A 23152-nucleotide genomic window follows, 5' to 3' on the forward strand; every position below is an offset into this window, starting at 1 on the left:
AAACTGGTCAGTAGCAGAGCTGCGTAATCTCCCGCATATTGCCAGCATGGCCTTTAATGAGCCGCTGATGCTTGAACCCGCCTATGCGCGGGTTTTCTTTTGTGCGCTTGCAGGCCAGCTTGGGATCAGCAGCCTGACGGATGCGGTGTCCGGCGACAGCCTGACTGCCCAGGAGGCACTCGCGACGCTGGCATTATCCGGTGATGATGACGGACCACGACAGGCCCGCAGTTATCAGGTCATGAACGGCATCGCCGTGCTGCCGGTGTCCGGCACGCTGGTCAGCCGGACGCGGGCGCTGCAGCCGTACTCGGGGATGACCGGTTACAACGGCATTATCGCCCGTCTGCAACAGGCTGCCAGCGATCCGATGGTGGACGGCATTCTGCTCGATATGGACACGCCCGGCGGGATGGTGGCGGGGGCATTTGACTGCGCTGACATCATCGCCCGTGTGCGTGACATAAAACCGGTATGGGCGCTTGCCAACGACATGAACTGCAGTGCAGGTCAGTTGCTTGCCAGTGCCGCCTCCCGGCGTCTGGTCACGCAGACCGCCCGGACAGGCTCCATCGGCGTCATGATGGCTCACAGTAATTACGGTGCTGCGCTGGAGAAACAGGGTGTGGAAATCACGCTGATTTACAGCGGCAGCCATAAGGTGGATGGCAACCCCTACAGCCATCTTCCGGATGACGTCCGGGAGACACTGCAGTCCCGGATGGACGCAACCCGCCAGATGTTTGCGCAGAAGGTGTCGGCATATACCGGCCTGTCCGTGCAGGTTGTGCTGGATACCGAGGCTGCAGTGTACAGCGGTCAGGAGGCCATTGATGCCGGACTGGCTGATGAACTTGTTAACAGCACCGATGCGATCACCGTCATGCGTGATGCACTGGATGCACGTAAATCCCGTCTCTCAGGAGGGCGAATGACCAAAGAGACTCAATCAACAACTGTTTCAGCCACTGCTTCGCAGGCTGACGTTACTGACGTGGTGCCAGCGACGGAGGGCGAGAACGCCAGCGCGGCGCAGCCGGACGTGAACGCGCAGATCACCGCAGCGGTTGCGGCAGAAAACAGCCGCATTATGGGGATCCTCAACTGTGAGGAGGCTCACGGACGCGAAGAACAGGCACGCGTGCTGGCAGAAACCCCCGGTATGACCGTGAAAACGGCCCGCCGCATTCTGGCCGCAGCACCACAGAGTGCACAGGCGCGCAGTGACACTGCGCTGGATCGTCTGATGCAGGGGGCACCGGCACCGCTGGCTGCAGGTAACCCGGCATCTGATGCCGTTAACGATTTGCTGAACACACCAGTGTAAGGGATGTTTATGACGAGCAAAGAAACCTTTACCCATTACCAGCCGCAGGGCAACAGTGACCCGGCTCATACCGCAACCGCGCCCGGCGGATTGAGTGCGAAAGCGCCTGCAATGACCCCGCTGATGCTGGACACCTCCAGCCGTAAGCTGGTTGCGTGGGATGGCACCACCGACGGTGCTGCCGTTGGCATTCTTGCGGTTGCTGCTGACCAGACCAGCACCACGCTGACGTTCTACAAGTCCGGCACGTTCCGTTATGAGGATGTGCTCTGGCCGGAGGCTGCCAGCGACGAGACGAAAAAACGGACCGCGTTTGCCGGAACGGCAATCAGCATCGTTTAACTTTACCCTTCATCACTAAAGGCCGCCTGTGCGGCTTTTTTTACGGGATTTTTTTATGTCGATGTACACAACCGCCCAACTGCTGGCGGCAAATGAGCAGAAATTTAAGTTTGATCCGCTGTTTCTGCGTCTCTTTTTCCGTGAGAGCTATCCCTTCACCACGGAGAAAGTCTATCTCTCACAAATTCCGGGACTGGTAAACATGGCGCTGTACGTTTCGCCGATTGTTTCCGGTGAGGTTATCCGTTCCCGTGGCGGCTCCACCTCTGAATTTACGCCGGGATATGTCAAGCCGAAGCATGAAGTGAATCCGCAGATGACCCTGCGTCGCCTGCCGGATGAAGATCCGCAGAATCTGGCGGACCCGGCTTACCGCCGCCGTCGCATCATCATGCAGAACATGCGTGACGAAGAGCTGGCCATTGCTCAGGTCGAAGAGATGCAGGCAGTTTCTGCCGTGCTTAAGGGCAAATACACCATGACCGGTGAAGCCTTCGATCCGGTTGAGGTGGATATGGGCCGCAGTGAGGAGAATAACATCACGCAGTCCGGCGGCACGGAGTGGAGCAAGCGTGACAAGTCCACGTATGACCCGACCGACGATATCGAAGCCTACGCGCTGAACGCCAGCGGTGTGGTGAATATCATCGTGTTCGATCCGAAAGGCTGGGCGCTGTTCCGTTCCTTCAAAGCCGTCAAGGAGAAGCTGGATACCCGTCGTGGCTCTAATTCCGAGCTGGAGACAGCGGTGAAAGACCTGGGCAAAGCGGTGTCCTATAAGGGGATGTATGGCGATGTGGCCATCGTCGTGTATTCCGGACAGTACGTGGAAAACGGCGTCAAAAAGAACTTCCTGCCGGACAACACGATGGTGCTGGGGAACACTCAGGCACGCGGTCTGCGCACCTATGGCTGCATTCAGGATGCGGACGCACAGCGCGAAGGCATTAACGCCTCTGCCCGTTACCCGAAAAACTGGGTGACCACCGGCGATCCGGCGCGTGAGTTCACCATGATTCAGTCAGCACCGCTGATGCTGCTGGCTGACCCTGATGAGTTCGTGTCCGTACAACTGGCGTAATCATGGCCCTTCGGGGCCATTGTTTCTCTGTGGAGGAGTCCATGACGAAAGATGAACTGATTGCCCGTCTCCGCTCGCTGGGTGAACAACTGAACCGTGATGTCAGCCTGACGGGGACGAAAGAAGAACTGGCGCTCCGTGTGGCAGAGCTGAAAGAGGAGCTTGATGACACGGATGAAACTGCCGGTCAGGACACCCCTCTCAGCCGGGAAAATGTGCTGACCGGACATGAAAATGAGGTGGGATCAGCGCAGCCGGATACCGTGATTCTGGATACGTCTGAACTGGTCACGGTCGTGGCACTGGTGAAGCTGCATACTGATGCACTTCACGCCACGCGGGATGAACCTGTGGCATTTGTGCTGCCGGGAACGGCGTTTCGTGTCTCTGCCGGTGTGGCAGCCGAAATGACAGAGCGCGGCCTGGCCAGAATGCAATAACGGGAGGCGCTGTGGCTGATTTCGATAACCTGTTCGATGCTGCCATTGCCCGCGCCGATGAAACGATACGCGGGTACATGGGAACGTCAGCCACCATTACATCCGGTGAGCAGTCAGGTGCGGTGATACGTGGTGTTTTTGATGACCCTGAAAATATCAGCTATGCCGGACAGGGCGTGCGCGTTGAAGGCTCCAGCCCGTCCCTGTTTGTCCGGACTGATGAGGTGCGGCAGCTGCGGCGTGGAGACACGCTGACCATCGGTGAGGAAAATTTCTGGGTAGATCGGGTTTCGCCGGATGATGGCGGAAGTTGTCATCTCTGGCTTGGACGGGGCGTACCGCCTGCCGTTAACCGTCGCCGCTGAAAGGGGGATGTATGGCCATAAAAGGTCTTGAGCAGGCCGTTGAAAACCTCAGCCGTATCAGCAAAACGGCGGTGCCTGGTGCCGCCGCAATGGCCATTAACCGCGTTGCTTCATCCGCGATATCGCAGTCGGCGTCACAGGTTGCCCGTGAGACAAAGGTACGCCGGAAACTGGTAAAGGAAAGGGCCAGGCTGAAAAGGGCCACGGTCAAAAATCCGCAGGCCAGAATCAAAGTTAACCGGGGGGATTTGCCCGTAATCAAGCTGGGTAATGCGCGGGTTGTCCTTTCGCGCCGCAGGCGTCGTAAAAAGGGGCAGCGTTCATCCCTGAAAGGTGGCGGCAGCGTGCTTGTGGTGGGTAACCGTCGTATTCCCGGCGCGTTTATTCAGCAACTGAAAAATGGCCGGTGGCATGTCATGCAGCGTGTGGCTGGGAAAAACCGTTACCCCATTGATGTGGTGAAAATCCCGATGGCGGTGCCGCTGACCACGGCGTTTAAACAAAATATTGAGCGGATACGGCGTGAACGTCTTCCGAAAGAGCTGGGCTATGCGCTGCAGCATCAACTGAGGATGGTAATAAAGCGATGAAACATACTGAACTCCGTGCAGCCGTACTGGATGCACTGGAGAAGCATGACACCGGGGCGACGTTTTTTGATGGTCGCCCCGCTGTTTTTGATGAGGCGGATTTTCCGGCAGTTGCCGTTTATCTCACCGGCGCTGAATACACGGGCGAAGAGCTGGACAGCGATACCTGGCAGGCGGAGCTGCATATCGAAGTTTTCCTGCCTGCTCAGGTGCCGGATTCAGAGCTGGATGCGTGGATGGAGTCCCGGATTTATCCGGTGATGAGCGATATCCCGGCACTGTCAGATTTGATCACCAGTATGGTGGCCAGCGGCTATGACTACCGGCGCGACGATGATGCGGGCTTGTGGAGTTCAGCCGATCTGACTTATGTCATTACCTATGAAATGTGAGGACGCTATGCCTGTACCAAATCCTACAATGCCGGTGAAAGGTGCCGGGACCACCCTGTGGGTTTATAAGGGGAGCGGTGACCCTTACGCGAATCCGCTTTCAGACGTTGACTGGTCGCGTCTGGCAAAAGTTAAAGACCTGACGCCCGGCGAACTGACCGCTGAGTCCTATGACGACAGCTATCTCGATGATGAAGATGCAGACTGGACTGCGACCGGGCAGGGGCAGAAATCTGCCGGAGATACCAGCTTCACGCTGGCGTGGATGCCCGGAGAGCAGGGGCAGCAGGCGCTGCTGGCGTGGTTTAATGAAGGCGATACCCGTGCCTATAAAATCCGCTTCCCGAACGGCACGGTCGATGTGTTCCGTGGCTGGGTCAGCAGTATCGGTAAGGCGGTGACGGCGAAGGAAGTGATCACCCGCACGGTGAAAGTCACCAATGTGGGACGTCCGTCGATGGCAGAAGATCGCAGCACGGTAACAGCGGCAACCGGCATGACCGTGACGCCTGCCAGCACCTCGGTGGTGAAAGGGCAGAGCACCACGCTGACCGTGGCCTTCCAGCCGGAGGGCGTAACCGACAAGAGCTTTCGTGCGGTGTCTGCGGATAAAACAAAAGCCACCGTGTCGGTCAGTGGTATGACCATCACCGTGAACGGCGTTGCTGCAGGCAAGGTCAACATTCCGGTTGTATCCGGTAATGGTGAGTTTGCTGCGGTTGCAGAAATTACCGTCACCGCCAGTTAATCCGGAGAGTCAGCGATGTTCCTGAAAACCGAATCATTTGAACATAACGGTGTGACCGTCACGCTTTCTGAACTGTCAGCCCTGCAGCGCATTGAGCATCTCGCCCTGATGAAACGGCAGGCAGAACAGGCGGAGTCAGACAGCAACCGGAAGTTTACTGTGGAAGACGCCATCAGAACCGGCGCGTTTCTGGTGGCGATGTCCCTGTGGCATAACCATCCGCAGAAGACGCAGATGCCGTCCATGAATGAAGCCGTTAAACAGATTGAGCAGGAAGTGCTTACCACCTGGCCCACGGAGGCAATTTCTCATGCTGAAAACGTGGTGTACCGGCTGTCTGGTATGTATGAGTTTGTGGTGAATAATGCCCCTGAACAGACAGAGGACGCCGGGCCCGCAGAGCCTGTTTCTGCGGGAAAGTGTTCGACGGTGAGCTGAGTTTTGCCCTGAAACTGGCGCGTGAGATGGGGCGACCCGACTGGCGTGCCATGCTTGCCGGGATGTCATCCACGGAGTATGCCGACTGGCACCGCTTTTACAGTACCCATTATTTTCATGATGTTCTGCTGGATATGCACTTTTCCGGGCTGACGTACACCGTGCTCAGCCTGTTTTTCAGCGATCCGGATATGCATCCGCTGGATTTCAGTCTGCTGAACCGGCGCGAGGCTGACGAAGAGCCTGAAGATGATGTGCTGATGCAGAAAGCGGCAGGGCTTGCCGGAGGTGTCCGCTTTGGCCCGGACGGGAATGAAGTTATCCCCGCTTCCCCGGATGTGGCGGACATGACGGAGGATGACGTAATGCTGATGACAGTATCAGAAGGGATCGCAGGAGGAGTCCGGTATGGCTGAACCGGTAGGCGATCTGGTCGTTGATTTGAGTCTGGATGCGGCCAGATTTGACGAGCAGATGGCCAGAGTCAGGCGTCATTTTTCTGGTACGGAAAGTGATGCGAAAAAAACAGCGGCAGTCGTTGAACAGTCGCTGAGCCGACAGGCGCTGGCTGCACAGAAAGCGGGGATTTCCGTCGGGCAGTATAAAGCCGCCATGCGTATGCTGCCTGCACAGTTCACCGACGTGGCCACGCAGCTTGCAGGCGGGCAAAGTCCGTGGCTGATCCTGCTGCAACAGGGGGGGCAGGTGAAGGACTCCTTCGGCGGGATGATCCCCATGTTCAGGGGGCTTGCCGGTGCGATCACCCTGCCGATGGTGGGGGCCACCTCGCTGGCGGTGGCGACCGGTGCGCTGGCGTATGCCTGGTATCAGGGCAACTCAACCCTGTCCGATTTCAACAAAACGCTGGTCCTTTCCGGCAATCAGGCGGGACTGACGGCAGATCGTATGCTGGTCCTGTCCAGAGCCGGGCAGGCGGCAGGGCTGACGTTTAACCAGACCAGCGAGTCACTCAGCGCACTGGTTAAGGCGGGGGTAAGCGGTGAGGCTCAGATTGCGTCCATCAGCCAGAGTGTGGCGCGTTTCTCCTCTGCATCCGGCGTGGAGGTGGACAAGGTCGCTGAAGCCTTCGGGAAGCTGACCACAGACCCGACGTCGGGGCTGACGGCGATGGCTCGCCAGTTCCATAACGTGTCGGCGGAGCAGATTGCGTATGTTGCTCAGTTGCAGCGTTCCGGCGATGAAGCCGGGGCATTGCAGGCGGCGAACGAGGCCGCAACGAAAGGGTTTGATGACCAGACCCGCCGCCTGAAAGAGAACATGGGCACGCTGGAGACCTGGGCAGACAGGACTGCGCGGGCATTCAAATCCATGTGGGATGCGGTGCTGGATATTGGTCGTCCTGATACCGCGCAGGAGATGCTGATTAAGGCAGAGGCTGCGTATAAGAAAGCAGACGACATCTGGAATCTGCGCAAGGATGATTATTTTGTTAACGATGAAGCGCGGGCGCGTTACTGGGATGATCGTGAAAAGGCCCGTCTTGCGCTTGAAGCCGCCCGAAAGAAGGCTGAGCAGCAGACTCAACAGGACAAAAATGCGCAGCAGCAGAGCGATACCGAAGCGTCACGGCTGAAATATACCGAAGAGGCGCAGAAGGCTTACGAACGGCTGCAGACGCCGCTGGAGAAATATACCGCCCGTCAGGAAGAACTGAACAAGGCACTGAAAGACGGGAAAATCCTGCAGGCGGATTACAACACGCTGATGGCGGCGGCGAAAAAGGATTATGAAGCGACGCTGAAAAAGCCGAAACAGTCCAGCGTGAAGGTGTCTGCGGGCGATCGTCAGGAAGACAGTGCTCATGCTGCCCTGCTGACGCTTCAGGCAGAACTCCGGACGCTGGAGAAGCATGCCGGAGCAAATGAGAAAATCAGCCAGCAGCGCCGGGATTTGTGGAAGGCGGAGAGTCAGTTCGCGGTACTGGAGGAGGCGGCGCAACGTCGCCAGCTGTCTGCACAGGAGAAATCCCTGCTGGCGCATAAAGATGAGACGCTGGAGTACAAACGCCAGCTGGCTGCACTTGGCGACAAGGTTACGTATCAGGAGCGCCTGAACGCGCTGGCGCAGCAGGCGGATAAATTCGCACAGCAGCAACGGGCAAAACGGGCCGCCATTGATGCGAAAAGCCGGGGGCTGACTGACCGGCAGGCAGAACGGGAAGCCACGGAACAGCGCCTGAAGGAACAGTATGGCGATAATCCGCTGGCGCTGAATAACGTCATGTCAGAGCAGAAAAAGACCTGGGCGGCTGAAGACCAGCTTCGCGGGAACTGGATGGCAGGCCTGAAGTCCGGCTGGAGTGAGTGGGAAGAGAGCGCCACGGACAGTATGTCGCAGGTAAAAAGTGCAGCCACGCAGACCTTTGATGGTATTGCACAGAATATGGCGGCGATGCTGACCGGCAGTGAGCAGAACTGGCGCAGCTTCACCCGTTCCGTGCTGTCCATGATGACAGAAATTCTGCTTAAGCAGGCAATGGTGGGGATTGTCGGGAGTATCGGCAGCGCCATTGGCGGGGCTGTTGGTGGCGGCGCATCCGCGTCAGGCGGTACAGCCATTCAGGCCGCTGCGGCGAAATTCCATTTTGCAACCGGAGGATTTACGGGAACCGGCGGCAAATATGAGCCAGCGGGGATTGTTCACCGTGGTGAGTTTGTCTTCACGAAGGAGGCAACCAGCCGGATTGGCGTGGGGAATCTTTACCGGCTGATGCGCGGCTATGCCACCGGCGGTTATGTCGGTACACCGGGCAGCATGGCAGACAGCCGGTCGCAGGCGTCCGGGACGTTTGAGCAGAATAACCATGTGGTGATTAACAACGACGGCACGAACGGGCAGATAGGTCCGGCTGCTCTGAAGGCGGTGTATGACATGGCCCGCAAGGGTGCCCGTGATGAAATTCAGACACAGATGCGTGATGGTGGCCTGTTCTCCGGAGGTGGACGATGAAGACCTTCCGCTGGAAAGTGAAACCCGGTATGGATGTGGCTTCGGTCCCTTCTGTAAGAAAGGTGCGCTTTGGTGATGGCTATTCTCAGCGAGCGCCTGCCGGGCTGAATGCCAACCTGAAAACGTACAGCGTGACGCTTTCTGTCCCCCGTGAGGAGGCCACGGTACTGGAGTCGTTTCTGGAAGAGCACGGGGGCTGGAAATCCTTTCTGTGGACGCCGCCTTATGAGTGGCGGCAGATAAAGGTGACCTGCGCAAAATGGTCGTCGCGGGTCAGTATGCTGCGTGTTGAGTTCAGCGCAGAGTTTGAACAGGTGGTGAACTGATGCAGGATATCCGGCAGGAAACACTGAATGAATGCACCCGTGCGGAGCAGTCGGCCAGCGTGGTGCTCTGGGAAATCGACCTGACAGAGGTCGGTGGAGAACGTTATTTTTTCTGTAATGAGCAGAACGAAAAAGGTGAGCCGGTCACCTGGCAGGGGCGACAGTATCAGCCGTATCCCATTCAGGGGAGCGGTTTTGAACTGAATGGCAAAGGCACCAGTACGCGCCCCACGCTGACGGTTTCTAACCTGTACGGTATGGTCACCGGGATGGCGGAAGATATGCAGAGTCTGGTCGGCGGAACGGTGGTCCGGCGTAAGGTTTACGCCCGTTTTCTGGATGCGGTGAACTTCGTCAACGGAAACAGTTACGCCGATCCGGAGCAGGAGGTGATCAGCCGCTGGCGCATTGAGCAGTGCAGCGAACTGAGCGCGGTGAGTGCCTCCTTTGTACTGTCCACGCCGACGGAAACGGATGGCGCTGTTTTTCCGGGACGTATCATGCTGGCCAACACCTGCACCTGGACCTATCGCGGTGACGAGTGCGGTTATAGCGGTCCGGCTGTCGCGGATGAATATGACCAGCCAACGTCCGATATCACGAAGGATAAATGCAGCAAATGCCTGAGCGGTTGTAAGTTCCGCAATAACGTCGGCAACTTTGGCGGCTTCCTTTCCATTAACAAACTTTCGCAGTAAATCCCATGACACAGACAGAATCAGCGATTCTGGCGCACGCCCGGCGATGTGCGCCAGCGGAGTCGTGCGGCTTCGTGGTAAGCACGCCGGAGGGGGAAAGATATTTCCCCTGCGTGAATATCTCCGGTGAGCCGGAGGCGTATTTCCGTATGTCGCCGGAAGACTGGCTGCAGGCAGAAATGCAGGGTGAGATTGTGGCGCTGGTCCACAGCCACCCCGGTGGTCTGCCCTGGCTGAGTGAGGCCGACCGGCGGCTGCAGGTGCAGAGTGATTTGCCGTGGTGGCTGGTCTGCCGGGGGACGATTCATAAGTTCCGCTGTGTGCCGCATCTCACCGGGCGGCGCTTTGAGCACGGTGTGACGGACTGTTACACACTGTTCCGGGATGCTTATCATCTGGCGGGGATTGAGATGCCGGACTTTCATCGTGAGGATGACTGGTGGCGTAACGGCCAGAATCTCTATCTGGATAATCTGGAGGCGACGGGGCTGTATCAGGTGCCGTTGTCAGCGGCACAGCCGGGCGATGTGCTGCTGTGCTGTTTTGGTTCATCAGTGCCGAATCACGCCGCAATTTACTGCGGCGACGGCGAGCTGCTGCACCATATTCCTGAACAACTGAGCAAACGAGAGAGGTACACCGACAAATGGCAGCGACGCACACACTCCCTCTGGCGTCACCGGGCATGGCGCGCATCTGCCTTTACGGGGATTTACAACGATTTGGTCGCCGCATCGACCTTCGTGTGAAAACGGGGGCTGAAGCCATCCGGGCACTGGCCACACAGCTCCCGGCGTTTCGTCAGAAACTGAGCGACGGCTGGTATCAGGTACGGATTGCCGGGCGGGACGTCAGCACGTCCGGGTTAACGGCGCAGTTACATGAGACTCTGCCTGATGGCGCTGTAATTCATATTGTTCCCAGAGTCGCCGGGGCCAAGTCAGGTGGCGTATTCCAGATTGTCCTGGGGGCTGCCGCCATTGCCGGATCATTCTTTACCGCCGGAGCCACCCTTGCAGCATGGGGGGCAGCCATTGGGGCCGGTGGTATGACCGGCATCCTGTTTTCTCTCGGTGCCAGTATGGTGCTCGGTGGTGTGGCGCAGATGCTGGCACCGAAAGCCAGAACTCCCCGTATACAGACAACGGATAACGGTAAGCAGAACACCTATTTCTCCTCACTGGATAACATGGTTGCCCAGGGCAATGTTCTGCCTGTTCTGTACGGGGAAATGCGCGTGGGGTCACGCGTGGTTTCTCAGGAGATCAGCACGGCAGACGAAGGGGACGGTGGTCAGGTTGTGGTGATTGGTCGCTGATGCAAAATGTTTTATGTGAAACCGCCTGCGGGCGGTTTTGTCATTTATGGAGCGTGAGGAATGGGTAAAGGAAGCAGTAAGGGGCATACCCCGCGCGAAGCGAAGGACAACCTGAAGTCCACGCAGTTGCTGAGTGTGATCGATGCCATCAGCGAAGGGCCGATTGAAGGTCCGGTGGATGGCTTAAAAAGCGTGCTGCTGAACAGTACGCCGGTGCTGGACACTGAGGGGAATACCAACATATCCGGTGTCACGGTGGTGTTCCGGGCTGGTGAGCAGGAGCAGACTCCGCCGGAGGGATTTGAATCCTCCGGCTCCGAGACGGTGCTGGGTACGGAAGTGAAATATGACACGCCGATCACCCGCACCATTACGTCTGCAAACATCGACCGTCTGCGCTTTACCTTCGGTGTACAGGCACTGGTGGAAACCACCTCAAAGGGTGACAGGAATCCGTCGGAAGTCCGCCTGCTGGTTCAGATACAACGTAACGGTGGCTGGGTGACGGAAAAAGACATCACCATTAAGGGCAAAACCACCTCGCAGTATCTGGCCTCGGTGGTGATGGGTAACCTGCCGCCGCGCCCGTTTAATATCCGGATGCGCAGGATGACGCCGGACAGCACCACAGACCAGCTGCAGAACAAAACGCTCTGGTCGTCATACACTGAAATCATCGATGTGAAACAGTGCTACCCGAACACGGCACTGGTCGGCGTGCAGGTGGACTCGGAGCAGTTCGGCAGCCAGCAGGTGAGCCGTAATTATCATCTGCGCGGGCGTATTCTGCAGGTGCCGTCGAACTATAACCCGCAGACGCGGCAATACAGCGGTATCTGGGACGGAACGTTTAAACCGGCATACAGCAACAACATGGCCTGGTGTCTGTGGGATATGCTGACCCATCCGCGCTACGGCATGGGGAAACGTCTTGGTGCGGCGGATGTGGATAAATGGGCGCTGTATGTCATCGGCCAGTACTGCGACCAGTCAGTGCCGGACGGCTTTGGCGGCACGGAGCCGCGCATCACCTGTAATGCGTACCTGACCACACAGCGTAAGGCGTGGGATGTGCTCAGCGATTTCTGCTCGGCGATGCGCTGTATGCCGGTATGGAACGGGCAGACGCTGACGTTCGTGCAGGACCGACCGTCGGATAAGACGTGGACCTATAACCGCAGTAATGTGGTGATGCCGGATGATGGCGCGCCGTTCCGCTACAGCTTCAGCGCCCTGAAGGACCGCCATAATGCCGTTGAGGTGAACTGGATTGACCCGAACAACGGCTGGGAGACGGCGACAGAGCTTGTTGAAGATACGCAGGCCATTGCCCGTTACGGTCGTAATGTTACGAAGATGGATGCCTTTGGCTGTACCAGCCGGGGGCAGGCACACCGCGCCGGGCTGTGGCTGATTAAAACAGAACTGCTGGAAACGCAGACCGTGGATTTCAGCGTCGGCGCAGAAGGGCTTCGCCATGTACCGGGCGATGTTATTGAAATCTGCGATGATGACTATGCCGGTATCAGCACCGGTGGTCGTGTGCTGGCGGTGAACAGCCAGACCCGGACGCTGACGCTCGACCGTGAAATCACGCTGCCATCCTCCGGTACCGCGCTGATAAGCCTGGTTGACGGAAGTGGCAATCCGGTCAGCGTGGAGGTTCAGTCCGTCACCGACGGCGTGAAGGTAAAAGTGAGCCGTGTTCCTGACGGTGTTGCTGAATACAGCGTATGGGAGCTGAAGCTGCCGACGCTGCGCCAGCGACTGTTCCGCTGCGTGAGTATCCGTGAGAACGACGACGGCACGTATGCCATCACCGCCGTGCAGCATGTGCCGGAAAAAGAGGCCATCGTGGATAACGGGGCGCACTTTGACGGCGAACAGAGTGGCACGGTGAATGGTGTCACGCCGCCAGCGGTGCAGCACCTGACCGCAGAAGTCACTGCAGACAGCGGGGAATATCAGGTGCTGGCGCGATGGGACACACCGAAGGTGGTGAAGGGCGTGAGTTTCCTGCTCCGTCTGACCGTAACAGCGGACGACGGCAGTGAGCGGCTGGTCAGCACGGCCCGGACGACGGAAACCACATACCGCTTCACGCAACTGGCGCTGGGGAACTACAGGCTGACAGTCCGGGCGGTAAATGCGTGGGGGCAGCAGGGCGATCCGGCGTCGGTATCGTTCCGGATTGCCGCACCGGCAGCACCGTCGAGGATTGAGCTGACGCCGGGCTATTTTCAGATAACCGCCACGCCGCATCTTGCCGTTTATGACCCGACGGTACAGTTTGAGTTCTGGTTCTCGGAAAAGCAGATTGCGGATATCAGACAGGTTGAAACCAGCACGCGTTATCTTGGTACGGCGCTGTACTGGATAGCCGCCAGTATCAATATCAAACCGGGCCATGATTATTACTTTTATATCCGCAGTGTGAACACCGTTGGCAAATCGGCATTCGTGGAGGCCGTCGGTCGGGCGAGCGATGATGCGGAAGGTTACCTGGATTTTTTCAAAGGCAAGATAACCGAATCCCATCTCGGCAAGGAGCTGCTGGAAAAAGTCGAGCTGACGGAGGATAACGCCAGCAGACTGGAGGAGTTTTCGAAAGAGTGGAAGGATGCCAGTGATAAGTGGAATGCCATGTGGGCTGTCAAAATTGAGCAGACCAAAGACGGCAAACATTATGTCGCGGGTATTGGCCTCAGCATGGAGGACACGGAGGAAGGCAAACTGAGCCAGTTTCTGGTTGCCGCCAATCGTATCGCATTTATTGACCCGGCAAACGGGAATGAAACGCCGATGTTTGTGGCGCAGGGCAACCAGATATTCATGAACGACGTGTTCCTGAAGCGCCTGACGGCCCCCACCATTACCAGCGGCGGCAATCCTCCGGCCTTTTCCCTGACACCGGACGGAAAGCTGACCGCTAAAAATGCGGATATCAGTGGCAGTGTGAATGCGAACTCCGGGACGCTCAGTAATGTGACGATAGCTGAAAACTGTACGATAAACGGTACGCTGAGGGCGGAAAAAATCGTCGGGGACATTGTAAAGGCGGCGAGCGCGGCTTTTCCGCGCCAGCGTGAAAGCAGTGTGGACTGGCCGTCAGGTACCCGTACTGTCACCGTGACCGATGACCATCCTTTTGATCGCCAGATAGTGGTGCTTCCGCTGACGTTTCGCGGAAGTAAGCGTACTGTCAGCGGCAGGACAACGTATTCGATGTGTTATCTGAAAGTACTGATGAACGGTGCGGTGATTTATGATGGCGCGGCGAACGAGGCGGTACAGGTGTTCTCCCGTATTGTTGACATGCCAGCGGGTCGGGGAAACGTGATCCTGACGTTCACGCTTACGTCCACACGGCATTCGGCAGATATTCCGCCGTATACGTTTGCCAGCGATGTGCAGGTTATGGTGATTAAGAAACAGGCGCTGGGCATCAGCGTGGTCTGAGTGTGTTACAGAGGTTCGTCCGGGAACGGGCGTTTTATTATAAAACAGTGAGAGGTGAACGATGCGTAATGTGTGTATTGCCGTTGCTGTCTTTGCCGCACTTGCGGTGACAGTCACTCCGGCCCGTGCGGAAGGTGGACATGGTACGTTTACGGTGGGCTATTTTCAAGTGAAACCGGGTACATTGCCGTCGTTGTCGGGCGGGGATACCGGTGTGAGTCATCTGAAAGGGATTAACGTGAAGTACCGTTATGAGCTGACGGACAGTGTGGGGGTGATGGCTTCCCTGGGGTTCGCCGCGTCGAAAAAGAGCAGCACAGTGATGACCGGGGAGGATACGTTTCACTATGAGAGCCTGCGTGGACGTTATGTGAGCGTGATGGCCGGACCGGTTTTACAAATCAGTAAGCAGGTCAGTGCGTACGCCATGGCCGGAGTGGCTCACAGTCGGTGGTCCGGCAGTACAATGGATTACCGTAAGACGGAAATCACTCCCGGGTATATGAAAGAGACGACCACTGCCAGGGACGAAAGTGCAATGCGGCATACCTCAGTGGCGTGGAGTGCAGGTATACAGATTAATCCGGCAGCGTCCGTCGTTGTTGATATTGCTTATGAAGGCTCCGGCAGTGGCGACTGGCGTACTGACGGATTCATCGTTGGGGTCGGTTATAAATTCTGATTAGCCAGGTAACACAGTGTTATGACAGCCCGCCGGAACCGGTGGGCTTTTTTGTGGGGTGAATATGGCAGTAAAGATTTCAGGAGTCCTGAAAGACGGCACAGGAAAACCGGTACAGAACTGCACCATTCAGCTGAAAGCCAGACGTAACAGCACCACGGTGGTGGTGAACACGGTGGGCTCAGAGAATCCGGATGAAGCCGGGCGTTACAGCATGGATGTGGAGTACGGTCAGTACAGTGTCATCCTGCAGGTTGACGGTTTTCCACCATCGCACGCCGGGACCATCACCGTGTATGAAGATTCACAACCGGGGACGCTGAATGATTTTCTCTGTGCCATGACGGAGGATGATGCCCGGCCGGAGGTGCTGCGTCGTCTTGAACTGATGGTGGAAGAGGTGGCGCGTAACGCGTCCGTGGTGGCACAGAGTACGGCAGACGCGAAGAAATCAGCCGGCGATGCCAGTGCATCAGCTGCTCAGGTCGCGGCCCTTGTGACTGATGCAACTGACTCAGCACGCGCCGCCAGCACGTCCGCCGGACAGGCTGCATCGTCAGCTCAGGAAGCGTCCTCCGGCGCAGAAGCGGCATCAGCAAAGGCCACTGAAGCGGAAAAAAGTGCCGCAGCCGCAGAGTCCTCAAAAAACGCGGCGGCCACCAGTGCCGGTGCGGCGAAAACGTCAGAAACGAATGCTGCAGCGTCACAACAATCAGCCGCCACGTCTGCCTCCACCGCGGCCACGAAAGCGTCAGAGGCCGCCACTTCAGCACGAGATGCGGTGGCCTCAAAAGAGGCAGCAAAATCATCAGAAACGAACGCATCATCAAGTGCCGGTCGTGCAGCTTCCTCGGCAACGGCGGCAGAAAATTCTGCCAGGGCGGCAAAAACGTCCGAGACGAATGCCAGGTCATCTGAAACAGCAGCGGAACGGAGCGCCTCTGCCGCGGCAGACGCAAAAACAGCGGCGGCGGGGAGTGCGTCAACGGCATCCACGAAGGCGACAGAGGCTGCGGGAAGTGCGGTATCAGCATCGCAGAGCAAAAGTGCGGCAGAAGCGGCGGCAATACGTGCAAAAAATTCGGCAAAACGTGCAGAAGATATAGCTTCAGCTGTCGCGCTTGAGGATGCGGACACAACGAGAAAGGGGATAGTGCAGCTCAGCAGTGCAACCAACAGCACGTCTGAAACGCTTGCTGCAACGCCAAAGGCGGTTAAGGTGGTAATGGATGAAACGAACAGAAAAGCCCACTGGACAGTCCGGCACTGACCGGAACGCCAACAGCACCAACCGCGCTCAGGGGAACAAACAATACCCAGATTGCGAACACCGCTTTTGTACTGGCCGCGATTGCAGATGTTATCGACGCGTCACCTGACGCACTGAATACGCTGAATGAACTGGCCGCAGCGCTCGGGAATGATCCAGATTTTGCTACCACCATGACTAACGCGCTTGCGGGTAAACAACCGAAGAATGCGACACTGACGGCGCTGGCAGGGCTTTCCACGGCGAAAAATAAATTACCGTATTTTGCGGAAAATGATGCCGCCAGCCTGACTGAACTGACTCAGGTTGGCAGGGATATTCTGGCAAAAAATTCCGTTGCAGATGTTCTTGAATACCTTGGGGCCGGTGAGAATTCGGCCTTTCCGGCAGGTGCGCCGATCCCGTGGCCATCAGATATCGTTCCGTCTGGCTACGTCCTGATGCAGGGGCAGGCGTTTGACAAATCAGCCTACCCAAAACTTGCTGTCGCGTATCCATCGGGTGTGCTTCCTGATATGCGAGGCTGGACAATCAAGGGGAAACCCGCCAGCGGTCGTGCTGTATTGTCTCAGGAACAGGATGGAATTAAGTCGCACACCCACAGTGCCAGTGCATCCGGTACGGATTTGGGGACGAAAACCACATCGTCGTTTGATTACGGGACGAAAACAACAGGCAGTTTCGATTACGGCACCAAATCGACGAATAACACGGGGGCTCATGCTCACAGTCTGAGCGGTTCAACAGGGGCCGCGGGTGCTCATGCCCACACAAGTGGTTTAAGGATGAACAGTTCTGGCTGGAGTCAGTATGGAACAGCAACCATTACAGGAAGTTTATCCACAGTTAAAGGAACCAGCACACAGGGTATTGCTTATTTATCGAAAACGGACAGTCAGGGCAGCCACAGTCACTCATTGTCCGGTACAGCCGTGAGTGCCGGTGCACATGCGCATACAGTTGGTATTGGTGCGCACCAGCATCCGGTTGTTATCGGTGCTCATGCCCATTCTTTCAGTATTGGTTCACACGGACACACCATCACCGTTAACGCTGCGGGTAACGCGGAAAACACCGTCAAAAACATTGCATTTAACTATATTGTGAGGCTTGCATAATGGCATTCAGAATGAGTGAACAACCACGGACCATAAAAATTTATAATCTGCTGGCCGGAACTAATGAATTTATTGGTGAAGGTGACGCATATATTCCGCCTCATACCGGTCTGCCTGCAAACAGTACCGATATTGCACCGCCAGATATTCCGGCTGGCTTTGTGGCTGTTTTCAACAGTGATGAGGCATCGTGGCATCTCGTTGAAGACCATCGGGGTAAAACCGTCTATGACGTGGCTTCCGGCGACGCGTTATTTATTTCTGAACTCGGTCCGTTACCGGAAAATTTTACCTGGTTATCGCCGGGAGGGGAATATCAGAAGTGGAACGGCACAGCCTGGGTGAAGGATACGGAAGCAGAAAAACTGTTCCGGATCCGGGAGGCGGAAGAAACAAAAAAAAGCCTGATGCAGGTAGCCAGTGAGCATATTGCGCCGCTTCAGGATGCTGCAGATCTGGAAATTGCAACGAAGGAAGAAACCTCGTTGCTGGAAGCCTGGAAGAAGTATCGGGTGTTGCTGAACCGTGTTGATACATCAACTGCACCTGATATTGAGTGGCCTGCTGTCCCTGTTATGGAGTAATCGTTTTGTGATATGCCGCAGAAACGTTGTATGAAATAACGTTCTGCGGTTAGTTAGTATATTGTAAAGCTGAGTATTGGTTTATTTGGCGATTATTATCTTCAGGAGAATAATGGAAGTTCTATGACTCAATTGTTCATAGTGTTTACATCACCGCCAATTGCTTTTAAGACTGAACGCATGAAATATGGTTTTTCGTCATGTTTTGAGTCTGCTGTTGATATTTCTAAAGTCGGTTTTTTTTCTTCGTTTTCTCTAACTATTTTCCATGAAATACATTTTTGATTATTATTTGAATCAATTCCAATTACCTGAAGTCTTTCATCTATAATTGGCATTGTATGTATTGGTTTATTGGAGTAGATGCTTGCTTTTCTGAGCCATAGCTCTGATATCCAAATGAAGCCATAGGCATTTGTTATTTTGGCTCTGTCAGCTGCATAACGCCAAAAAATATATTTATCTGCTTGATCTTCAAATGTTGTATTGATTAAATCAATTGGATGGAATTGTTTATCATAAAAAATTAATGTTTGAATGTGATAACCGTCCTTTAAAAAAGTCGTTTCTGCAAGCTTGGCTGTATAGTCAACTAACTCTTCTGTCGAAGTGATATTTTTAGGCTTATCTACCAGTTTTAGACGCTCTTTAATATCTTCAGGAATTATTTTATTGTCATATTGTATCATGCTAAATGACAATTTGCTTATGGAGTAATCTTTTAATTTTAAATAAGTTATTCTCCTGGCTTCATCAAATAAAGAGTCGAATGATGTTGGCGAAATCACATCGTCACCCATTGGATTGTTTATTTGTATGCCAAGAGAGTTACAGCAGTTATACATTCTGCCATAGATTATAGCTAAGGCATGTAATAATTCGTAATCTTTTAGCGTATTAGCGACCCATCGTCTTTCTGATTTAATAATAGATGATTCAGTTAAATATGAAGGTAATTTCTTTTGTGCAAGTCTGACTAACTTTTTTATACCAATGTTTAACATACTTTCATTTGTAATAAACTCAATGTCATTTTCTTCAATGTAAGATGAAATAAGAGTAGCCTTTGCCTCGCTATACATTTCTAAATCGCCTTGTTTTTCTATCGTATTGCGAGAATTTTTAGCCCAAGCCATTAATGGATCATTTTTCCATTTTTCAATAACATTATTGTTATACCAAATGTCATATCCTATAATCTGGTTTTTGTTTTTTTGAATAATAAATGTTACTGTTCTTGCGGTTTGGAGGAATTGATTCAAATTCAAGCGAAATAATTCAGGGTCAAAATATGTATCAATGCAGCATTTGAGCAAGTGCGATAAATCTTTAAGTCTTCTTTCCCATGGTTTTTTAGTCATAAAACTCTCCATTTTGATAGGTTGCATGCTAGATGCTGATATATTTTAGAGGTGATAAAATTAACTGCTTAACTGTCAATGTAATACAAGTTGTTTGATCTTTGCAATGATTCTTATCAGAAACCATATAGTAAATTAGTTACACAGGAAATTTTTAATATTATTATTATCATTCATTATGTATTAAAATTAGAGTTGTGGCTTGGCTCTGCTAACACGTTGCTCATAGGAGATATGGTAGAGCCGCAGACACGTCGTATGCAGGAACGTGCTGCGGCTGGCTGGTGAACTTCCGATAGTGCGGGTGTTGAATGATTTCCAGTTGCTACCGATTTTACATATTTTTTGCATGAGAGAATTTGTACCACCTCCCACCGACCATCTATGACTGTACGCCACTGTCCCTAGGACTGCTATGTGCCGGAGCGGACATTACAAACGTCCTTCTCGGTGCATGCCACTGTTGCCAATGACCTGCCTAGGAATTGGTTAGCAAGTTACTACCGGATTTTGTAAAAACAGCCCTCCTCATATAAAAAGTATTCGTTCACTTCCGATAAGCGTCGTAATTTTCTATCTTTCATCATATTCTAGATCCCTCTGAAAAAATCTTCCGAGTTTGCTAGGCACTGATACATAACTCTTTTCCAATAATTGGGGAAGTCATTCAAATCTATAATAGGTTTCAGATTTGCTTCAATAAATTCTGACTGTAGCTGCTGAAACGTTGCGGTTGAACTATATTTCCTTATAACTTTTACGAAAGAGTTTCTTTGAGTAATCACTTCACTCAAGTGCTTCCCTGCCTCCAAACGATACCTGTTAGCAATATTTAATAGCTTGAAATGATGAAGAGCTCTGTGTTTGTCTTCCTGCCTCCAGTTCGCCGGGCATTCAACATAAAAACTGATAGCACCCGGAGTTCCGGAAACGAAATTTGCATATACCCATTGCTCACGAAAAAAAATGTCCTTGTCGATATAGGGATGAATCGCTTGGTGTACCTCATCTACTGCGAAAACTTGACCTTTCTCTCCCATATTGCAGTCGCGGCACGATGGAACTAAATTAATAGGCATCACCGAAAATTCAGGATAATGTGCAATAGGAAGAAAATGATCTATATTTTTTGTCTGTCCTATATCACCACAAAATGGACATTTTTCACCTGATGAAACAAGCATGTCATCGTAATATGTTCTAGCGGGTTTGTTTTTATCTCGGAGATTATTTTCATAAAGCTTTTCTAATTTAACCTTTGTCAGGTTACCAACTACTAAGGTTGTAGGCTCAAGAGGGTGTGTCCTGTCGTAGGTAAATAACTGACCTGTCGAGCTTAATATTCTATATTGTTGTTCTTTCTGCAAAAAAGTGGGGAAGTGAGTAATGAAATTATTTCTAACATTTATCTGCATCATACCTTCCGAGCATTTATTAAGCATTTCGCTATAAGTTCTCGCTGGAAGAGGTAGTTTTTTCATTGTACTTTACCTTCATCTCTGTTCATTATCATCGCTTTTAAAACGGTTCGACCTTCTAATCCTATCTGACCATTATAATTTTTTAGAATGGTTTCATAAGAAAGCTCTGAATCAACGGACTGCGATAATAAGTGGTGGTATCCAGAATTTGTCACTTCAAGTAAAAACACCTCACGAGTTAAAACACCTAAGTTCTCACCGAATGTCTCAATATCCGGACGGATAATATTTATTGCTTCTCTTGACCGTAGGACTTTCCACATGCAGGATTTTGGAACCTCTTGCAGTACTACTGGGGAATGAGTTGCAATTATTGCTACACCATTGCGTGCATCGAGTAAGTCGCTTAATGTTCGTAAAAAAGCAGAGAGCAAAGGTGGATGCAGATGAACCTCTGGTTCATCGAATAAAACTAATGACTTTTCGCCAACGACATCTACTAATCTTGTGATAGTAAATAAAACAATTGCATGTCCAGAGCTCATTCGAAGCAGATATTTCTGGATATTGTCATAAAACAATTTAGTGAATTTATCATCGTCCACTTGAATCTGTGGTTCATTACGTCTTAACTCTTCATATTTAGAAATGAGGCTGATGAGTTCCATATTTGAAAAGTTTTCATCACTACTTAGTTTTTTGATAGCTTCAAGCCAGAGTTGTCTTTTTCTATCTACTCTCATACAACCAATAAATGCTGAAATGAATTCTAAGCGGAGATCGCCTAGTGATTTTAAACTATTGCTGGCAGCATTCTTGAGTCCAATATAAAAGTATTGTGTACCTTTTGCTGGGTCAGGTTGTTCTTTAGGAGGAGTAAAAGGATCAAATGCACTAAACGAAACTGAAACAAGCGATCGAAAATATCCCTTTGGGATTCTTGACTCGATAAGTCTATTATTTTCAGAGAAAAAATATTCATTGTTTTCTGGGTTGGTGATTGCACCAATCATTCCATTCAAAATTGTTGTTTTACCACACCCATTCCGCCCGATAAAAGCATGAATGTTCGTGCTGGGCATAGAATTAACCGTCACCTCAAAAGGTATAGTTAAATCACTGAATCCGGGAGCACTTTTTCTATTAAATGAAAAGTGGAAATCTGACAATTCTGGCAAACCATTTAACACACGTGCGAACTGTCCATGAATTTCTGAAAGAGTTACCCCTCTAAGTAATGAGGTGTTAAGGACGCTTTCATTTTCAATGTCGGCTAATCGATTTGGCCATACTACTAAATCCTGAATAGCTTTAAGAAGGTTATGTTTAAAACCATCGCTTAATTTGCTGAGATTAACATAGTAGTCAATGCTTTCACCTAAGGAAAAAAACATTTCAGGGAGTTGACTGAATTTTTTATCTATTAATGAATAAGTGCTTACTTCTTCTTTTTGACCTACAAAACCAATTTTAACATTTCCGATATCGCATTTTTCACCATGCTCATCAAAGACAGTAAGATAAAACATTGTAACAAAGGAATAGTCATTCCAACCATCTGCTCGTAGGAATGCCTTATTTTTTTCTACTGCAGGAATATACCCGCCTCTTTCAATAACACTAAACTCCAACATATAGTAACCCTTAATTTTATTAAAATAACCGCAATTTATTTGGCGGCAACACAGGATCTCTCTTTTAAGTTACTCTCTATTACATACGTTTTCCATCTAAAAATTAGTAGTATTGAACTTAACGGGGCATCGTATTGTAGTTTTCCATATTTAGCTTTCTGCTTCCTTTTGGATAACCCACTGTTATTCATGTTGCATGGTGCACTGTTTATACCAACGATATAGTCTATTAATGCATATATAGTATCGCCGAACGATTAGCTCTTCAGGCTTCTGAAGAAGCGTTTCAAGTACTAATAAGCCGATAGATAGCCACGGACTTCGTAGCCATTTTTCATAAGTGTTAACTTCCGCTCCTCGCTCATAACAGACATTCACTACAGTTATGGCGGAAAGGTATGCATGCTGGGTGTGGGGAAGTCGTGAAAGAAAAGAAGTCAGCTGCGTCGTTTGACATCACTGCTATCTTCTTACTGGTTATGCAGGTCGTAGTGGGTGGCACACAAAGCTTTGCACTGGATTGCGAGGCTTTGTGCTTCTCTGGAGTGCGACAGGTTTGATGACAAAAAATTAGCGACTGACTTCCCT

General features: G+C 52.4%; 23 protein-coding genes. 20 read left to right on the forward strand and 3 right to left on the reverse strand.

The annotated features are described in order from the left end of the window. From D1B31_RS23015 to D1B31_RS23110, 20 genes are all read left to right on the forward strand, one after another. Positions 1–1327 (forward strand): S49 family peptidase (locus D1B31_RS23015; RefSeq protein WP_476738903.1); only part of this gene is annotated, 1327 nt, incomplete at its 5' end. A 9-nt stretch (positions 1328–1336) separates the two neighbouring features. Beyond that, positions 1337–1669: a head decoration protein gene (locus tag D1B31_RS23020; protein ID WP_001297109.1), complete on the forward strand. Its 333-nt coding sequence runs from the start codon at positions 1337–1339 to the stop codon at positions 1667–1669. A gap of 55 nt (positions 1670–1724) precedes the next feature. Next, on the forward strand, positions 1725–2750 hold the full coding sequence (locus tag D1B31_RS23025; protein ID WP_000063280.1) for a major capsid protein: 1026 nt from the start codon (positions 1725–1727) through the stop codon (positions 2748–2750). Between the two features lie 41 nt (positions 2751–2791). Further along, entirely contained in the window at positions 2792–3190 is a 399-nt protein-coding gene (locus D1B31_RS23030; RefSeq protein WP_000158919.1) for a DNA-packaging protein FI, read from the forward strand. A gap of 11 nt (positions 3191–3201) precedes the next feature. Beyond that, positions 3202–3555, forward strand: coding sequence for a head-tail joining protein (locus tag D1B31_RS23035; protein WP_000752979.1), 354 nt, complete (start codon positions 3202–3204; stop codon positions 3553–3555). Positions 3556–3566: 11 nt separating this feature from the next. Beyond that, on the forward strand, positions 3567–4145 hold the full coding sequence (locus tag D1B31_RS23040) for a phage tail protein (RefSeq protein WP_000975070.1): 579 nt from the start codon (positions 3567–3569) through the stop codon (positions 4143–4145). After that, the gene (locus D1B31_RS23045) at positions 4142–4537 is read left to right on the forward strand and encodes a phage minor tail U family protein (protein ID WP_000683105.1); all 396 of its coding nucleotides are present in this window, start codon (positions 4142–4144) and stop codon (positions 4535–4537) included. Before D1B31_RS23040 ends, D1B31_RS23045 begins: the two co-directional genes overlap by 4 nt. Continuing rightward, positions 4515–5285, forward strand: coding sequence for a phage tail protein (locus D1B31_RS23050; RefSeq protein WP_000056666.1), 771 nt, complete (start codon positions 4515–4517; stop codon positions 5283–5285). Before D1B31_RS23045 ends, D1B31_RS23050 begins: the two co-directional genes overlap by 23 nt. Positions 5286–5300: 15 nt before the next feature. Beyond that, complete coding sequence (gene gpG, locus D1B31_RS23055) at positions 5301–5723, forward strand: phage tail assembly chaperone G (RefSeq protein ID WP_000479153.1); 423 nt, start codon at positions 5301–5303, stop codon at positions 5721–5723. Continuing rightward, on the forward strand, positions 5705–6139 hold the full coding sequence (locus tag D1B31_RS23060) for a phage tail assembly protein T (protein ID WP_000459457.1): 435 nt from the start codon (positions 5705–5707) through the stop codon (positions 6137–6139). The genes gpG and D1B31_RS23060 overlap by 19 nt, the downstream gene beginning before the upstream one ends. Further along, positions 6132–8693, forward strand: coding sequence for a phage tail tape measure protein (locus D1B31_RS23065; protein WP_000840207.1), 2562 nt, complete (start codon positions 6132–6134; stop codon positions 8691–8693). Before D1B31_RS23060 ends, D1B31_RS23065 begins: the two co-directional genes overlap by 8 nt. Then, positions 8690–9019, forward strand: a complete 330-nt coding sequence (locus tag D1B31_RS23070) for a phage tail protein (protein WP_000847379.1) — start codon at positions 8690–8692, stop codon at positions 9017–9019. Before D1B31_RS23065 ends, D1B31_RS23070 begins: the two co-directional genes overlap by 4 nt. Next, positions 9019–9717, forward strand: a complete 699-nt coding sequence (locus D1B31_RS23075) for a phage minor tail protein L (protein WP_001152639.1) — start codon at positions 9019–9021, stop codon at positions 9715–9717. The genes D1B31_RS23070 and D1B31_RS23075 overlap by 1 nt, the downstream gene beginning before the upstream one ends. A gap of 5 nt (positions 9718–9722) precedes the next feature. Beyond that, positions 9723–10466 (forward strand): C40 family peptidase, encoded by a 744-nt coding sequence (locus tag D1B31_RS23080; RefSeq protein WP_000194780.1) that lies wholly within the window; start codon positions 9723–9725, stop codon positions 10464–10466. Continuing rightward, positions 10463–11035: a tail assembly protein gene (locus D1B31_RS23085; RefSeq protein WP_001407644.1), complete on the forward strand. Its 573-nt coding sequence runs from the start codon at positions 10463–10465 to the stop codon at positions 11033–11035. Before D1B31_RS23080 ends, D1B31_RS23085 begins: the two co-directional genes overlap by 4 nt. A 60-nt stretch (positions 11036–11095) precedes the next feature. Beyond that, positions 11096–14494 (forward strand): phage attachment tail tip protein J, encoded by a 3399-nt coding sequence (gene gpJ / locus D1B31_RS23090; RefSeq protein WP_000515495.1) that lies wholly within the window; start codon positions 11096–11098, stop codon positions 14492–14494. A 61-nt stretch (positions 14495–14555) separates the two neighbouring features. Further along, a complete protein-coding gene (gene lom / locus D1B31_RS23095; RefSeq protein ID WP_001246632.1) occupies positions 14556–15176 on the forward strand; it encodes an outer membrane beta-barrel protein Lom in 621 nt (206 codons plus the stop codon). A 64-nt stretch (positions 15177–15240) separates the two neighbouring features. Continuing rightward, entirely contained in the window at positions 15241–16446 is a 1206-nt protein-coding gene (locus tag D1B31_RS23100) for a prophage tail fiber N-terminal domain-containing protein (RefSeq protein ID WP_015979255.1), read from the forward strand. Positions 16447–16619: 173 nt separating this feature from the next. Continuing rightward, positions 16620–17564, forward strand: a complete 945-nt coding sequence (locus D1B31_RS25300) for a phage tail protein (protein WP_015979257.1) — start codon at positions 16620–16622, stop codon at positions 17562–17564. Beyond that, complete coding sequence (locus tag D1B31_RS23110) at positions 17564–18148, forward strand: tail fiber assembly protein (RefSeq protein ID WP_015979258.1); 585 nt, start codon at positions 17564–17566, stop codon at positions 18146–18148. Before D1B31_RS25300 ends, D1B31_RS23110 begins: the two co-directional genes overlap by 1 nt. Before the next feature lie 128 nt (positions 18149–18276). On the opposite strand, the gene D1B31_RS23115 is transcribed toward D1B31_RS23110, so the two are convergent. The 3 genes from D1B31_RS23115 to D1B31_RS23125 form a co-directional block, all read right to left on the reverse strand. Continuing rightward, a complete protein-coding gene (locus tag D1B31_RS23115; RefSeq protein WP_000162952.1) occupies positions 18277–19509 on the reverse strand; it encodes a hypothetical protein in 1233 nt (410 codons plus the stop codon). Positions 19510–20099: 590 nt separating this feature from the next. Then, positions 20100–20990, reverse strand: a complete 891-nt coding sequence (locus tag D1B31_RS23120) for an HNH endonuclease signature motif containing protein (protein ID WP_000735931.1) — start codon at positions 20988–20990, stop codon at positions 20100–20102. After that, the gene (locus tag D1B31_RS23125) at positions 20987–22564 is read right to left on the reverse strand and encodes an AAA family ATPase (RefSeq protein ID WP_015979259.1); all 1578 of its coding nucleotides are present in this window, start codon (positions 22562–22564) and stop codon (positions 20987–20989) included. Before D1B31_RS23125 ends, D1B31_RS23120 begins: the two co-directional genes overlap by 4 nt. Positions 22565–23152 lie beyond the last annotated feature (588 nt).

The sequence above is a fragment of the Neobacillus notoginsengisoli genome, assembly GCF_003515685.1.
In the GTDB taxonomy this organism is placed as follows: domain Bacteria; phylum Bacillota; class Bacilli; order Bacillales; family Cytobacillaceae; genus Bacillus_D; species Bacillus_D notoginsengisoli.

What these genes read in the sequence shown, in the direction of transcription:
- gpJ (WP_000515495.1), top strand. Translation starts at nt 11,096, where the DNA reads ATGGGTAAAGGAAGCAGTAAGGGGCATACCCCGCGCGAAGCGAAGGAC.
- D1B31_RS23050 (WP_000056666.1), top strand. Translation starts at nt 4,515, where the DNA reads ATGTCATTACCTATGAAATGTGAGGACGCTATGCCTGTACCAAATCCT.
- D1B31_RS23020 (WP_001297109.1), top strand. Translation starts at nt 1,337, where the DNA reads ATGACGAGCAAAGAAACCTTTACCCATTACCAGCCGCAGGGCAACAGT.
- gpG (WP_000479153.1), top strand. Translation starts at nt 5,301, where the DNA reads ATGTTCCTGAAAACCGAATCATTTGAACATAACGGTGTGACCGTCACG.
- D1B31_RS23045 (WP_000683105.1), top strand. Translation starts at nt 4,142, where the DNA reads ATGAAACATACTGAACTCCGTGCAGCCGTACTGGATGCACTGGAGAAG.
- D1B31_RS23110 (WP_015979258.1), top strand. Translation starts at nt 17,564, where the DNA reads ATGGCATTCAGAATGAGTGAACAACCACGGACCATAAAAATTTATAAT.
- D1B31_RS23120 (WP_000735931.1), bottom strand. Translation starts at nt 20,990, where the DNA reads ATGAAAAAACTACCTCTTCCAGCGAGAACTTATAGCGAAATGCTTAAT.
- D1B31_RS25300 (WP_015979257.1), top strand. Translation starts at nt 16,620, where the DNA reads ATGACTAACGCGCTTGCGGGTAAACAACCGAAGAATGCGACACTGACG.
- D1B31_RS23040 (WP_000975070.1), top strand. Translation starts at nt 3,567, where the DNA reads ATGGCCATAAAAGGTCTTGAGCAGGCCGTTGAAAACCTCAGCCGTATC.
- D1B31_RS23100 (WP_015979255.1), top strand. Translation starts at nt 15,241, where the DNA reads ATGGCAGTAAAGATTTCAGGAGTCCTGAAAGACGGCACAGGAAAACCG.
- D1B31_RS23080 (WP_000194780.1), top strand. Translation starts at nt 9,723, where the DNA reads ATGACACAGACAGAATCAGCGATTCTGGCGCACGCCCGGCGATGTGCG.
- D1B31_RS23115 (WP_000162952.1), bottom strand. Translation starts at nt 19,509, where the DNA reads ATGACTAAAAAACCATGGGAAAGAAGACTTAAAGATTTATCGCACTTG.
- D1B31_RS23070 (WP_000847379.1), top strand. Translation starts at nt 8,690, where the DNA reads ATGAAGACCTTCCGCTGGAAAGTGAAACCCGGTATGGATGTGGCTTCG.
- D1B31_RS23030 (WP_000158919.1), top strand. Translation starts at nt 2,792, where the DNA reads ATGACGAAAGATGAACTGATTGCCCGTCTCCGCTCGCTGGGTGAACAA.
- D1B31_RS23025 (WP_000063280.1), top strand. Translation starts at nt 1,725, where the DNA reads ATGTCGATGTACACAACCGCCCAACTGCTGGCGGCAAATGAGCAGAAA.
- D1B31_RS23075 (WP_001152639.1), top strand. Translation starts at nt 9,019, where the DNA reads ATGCAGGATATCCGGCAGGAAACACTGAATGAATGCACCCGTGCGGAG.
- lom (WP_001246632.1), top strand. Translation starts at nt 14,556, where the DNA reads ATGCGTAATGTGTGTATTGCCGTTGCTGTCTTTGCCGCACTTGCGGTG.
- D1B31_RS23125 (WP_015979259.1), bottom strand. Translation starts at nt 22,564, where the DNA reads ATGTTGGAGTTTAGTGTTATTGAAAGAGGCGGGTATATTCCTGCAGTA.
- D1B31_RS23065 (WP_000840207.1), top strand. Translation starts at nt 6,132, where the DNA reads ATGGCTGAACCGGTAGGCGATCTGGTCGTTGATTTGAGTCTGGATGCG.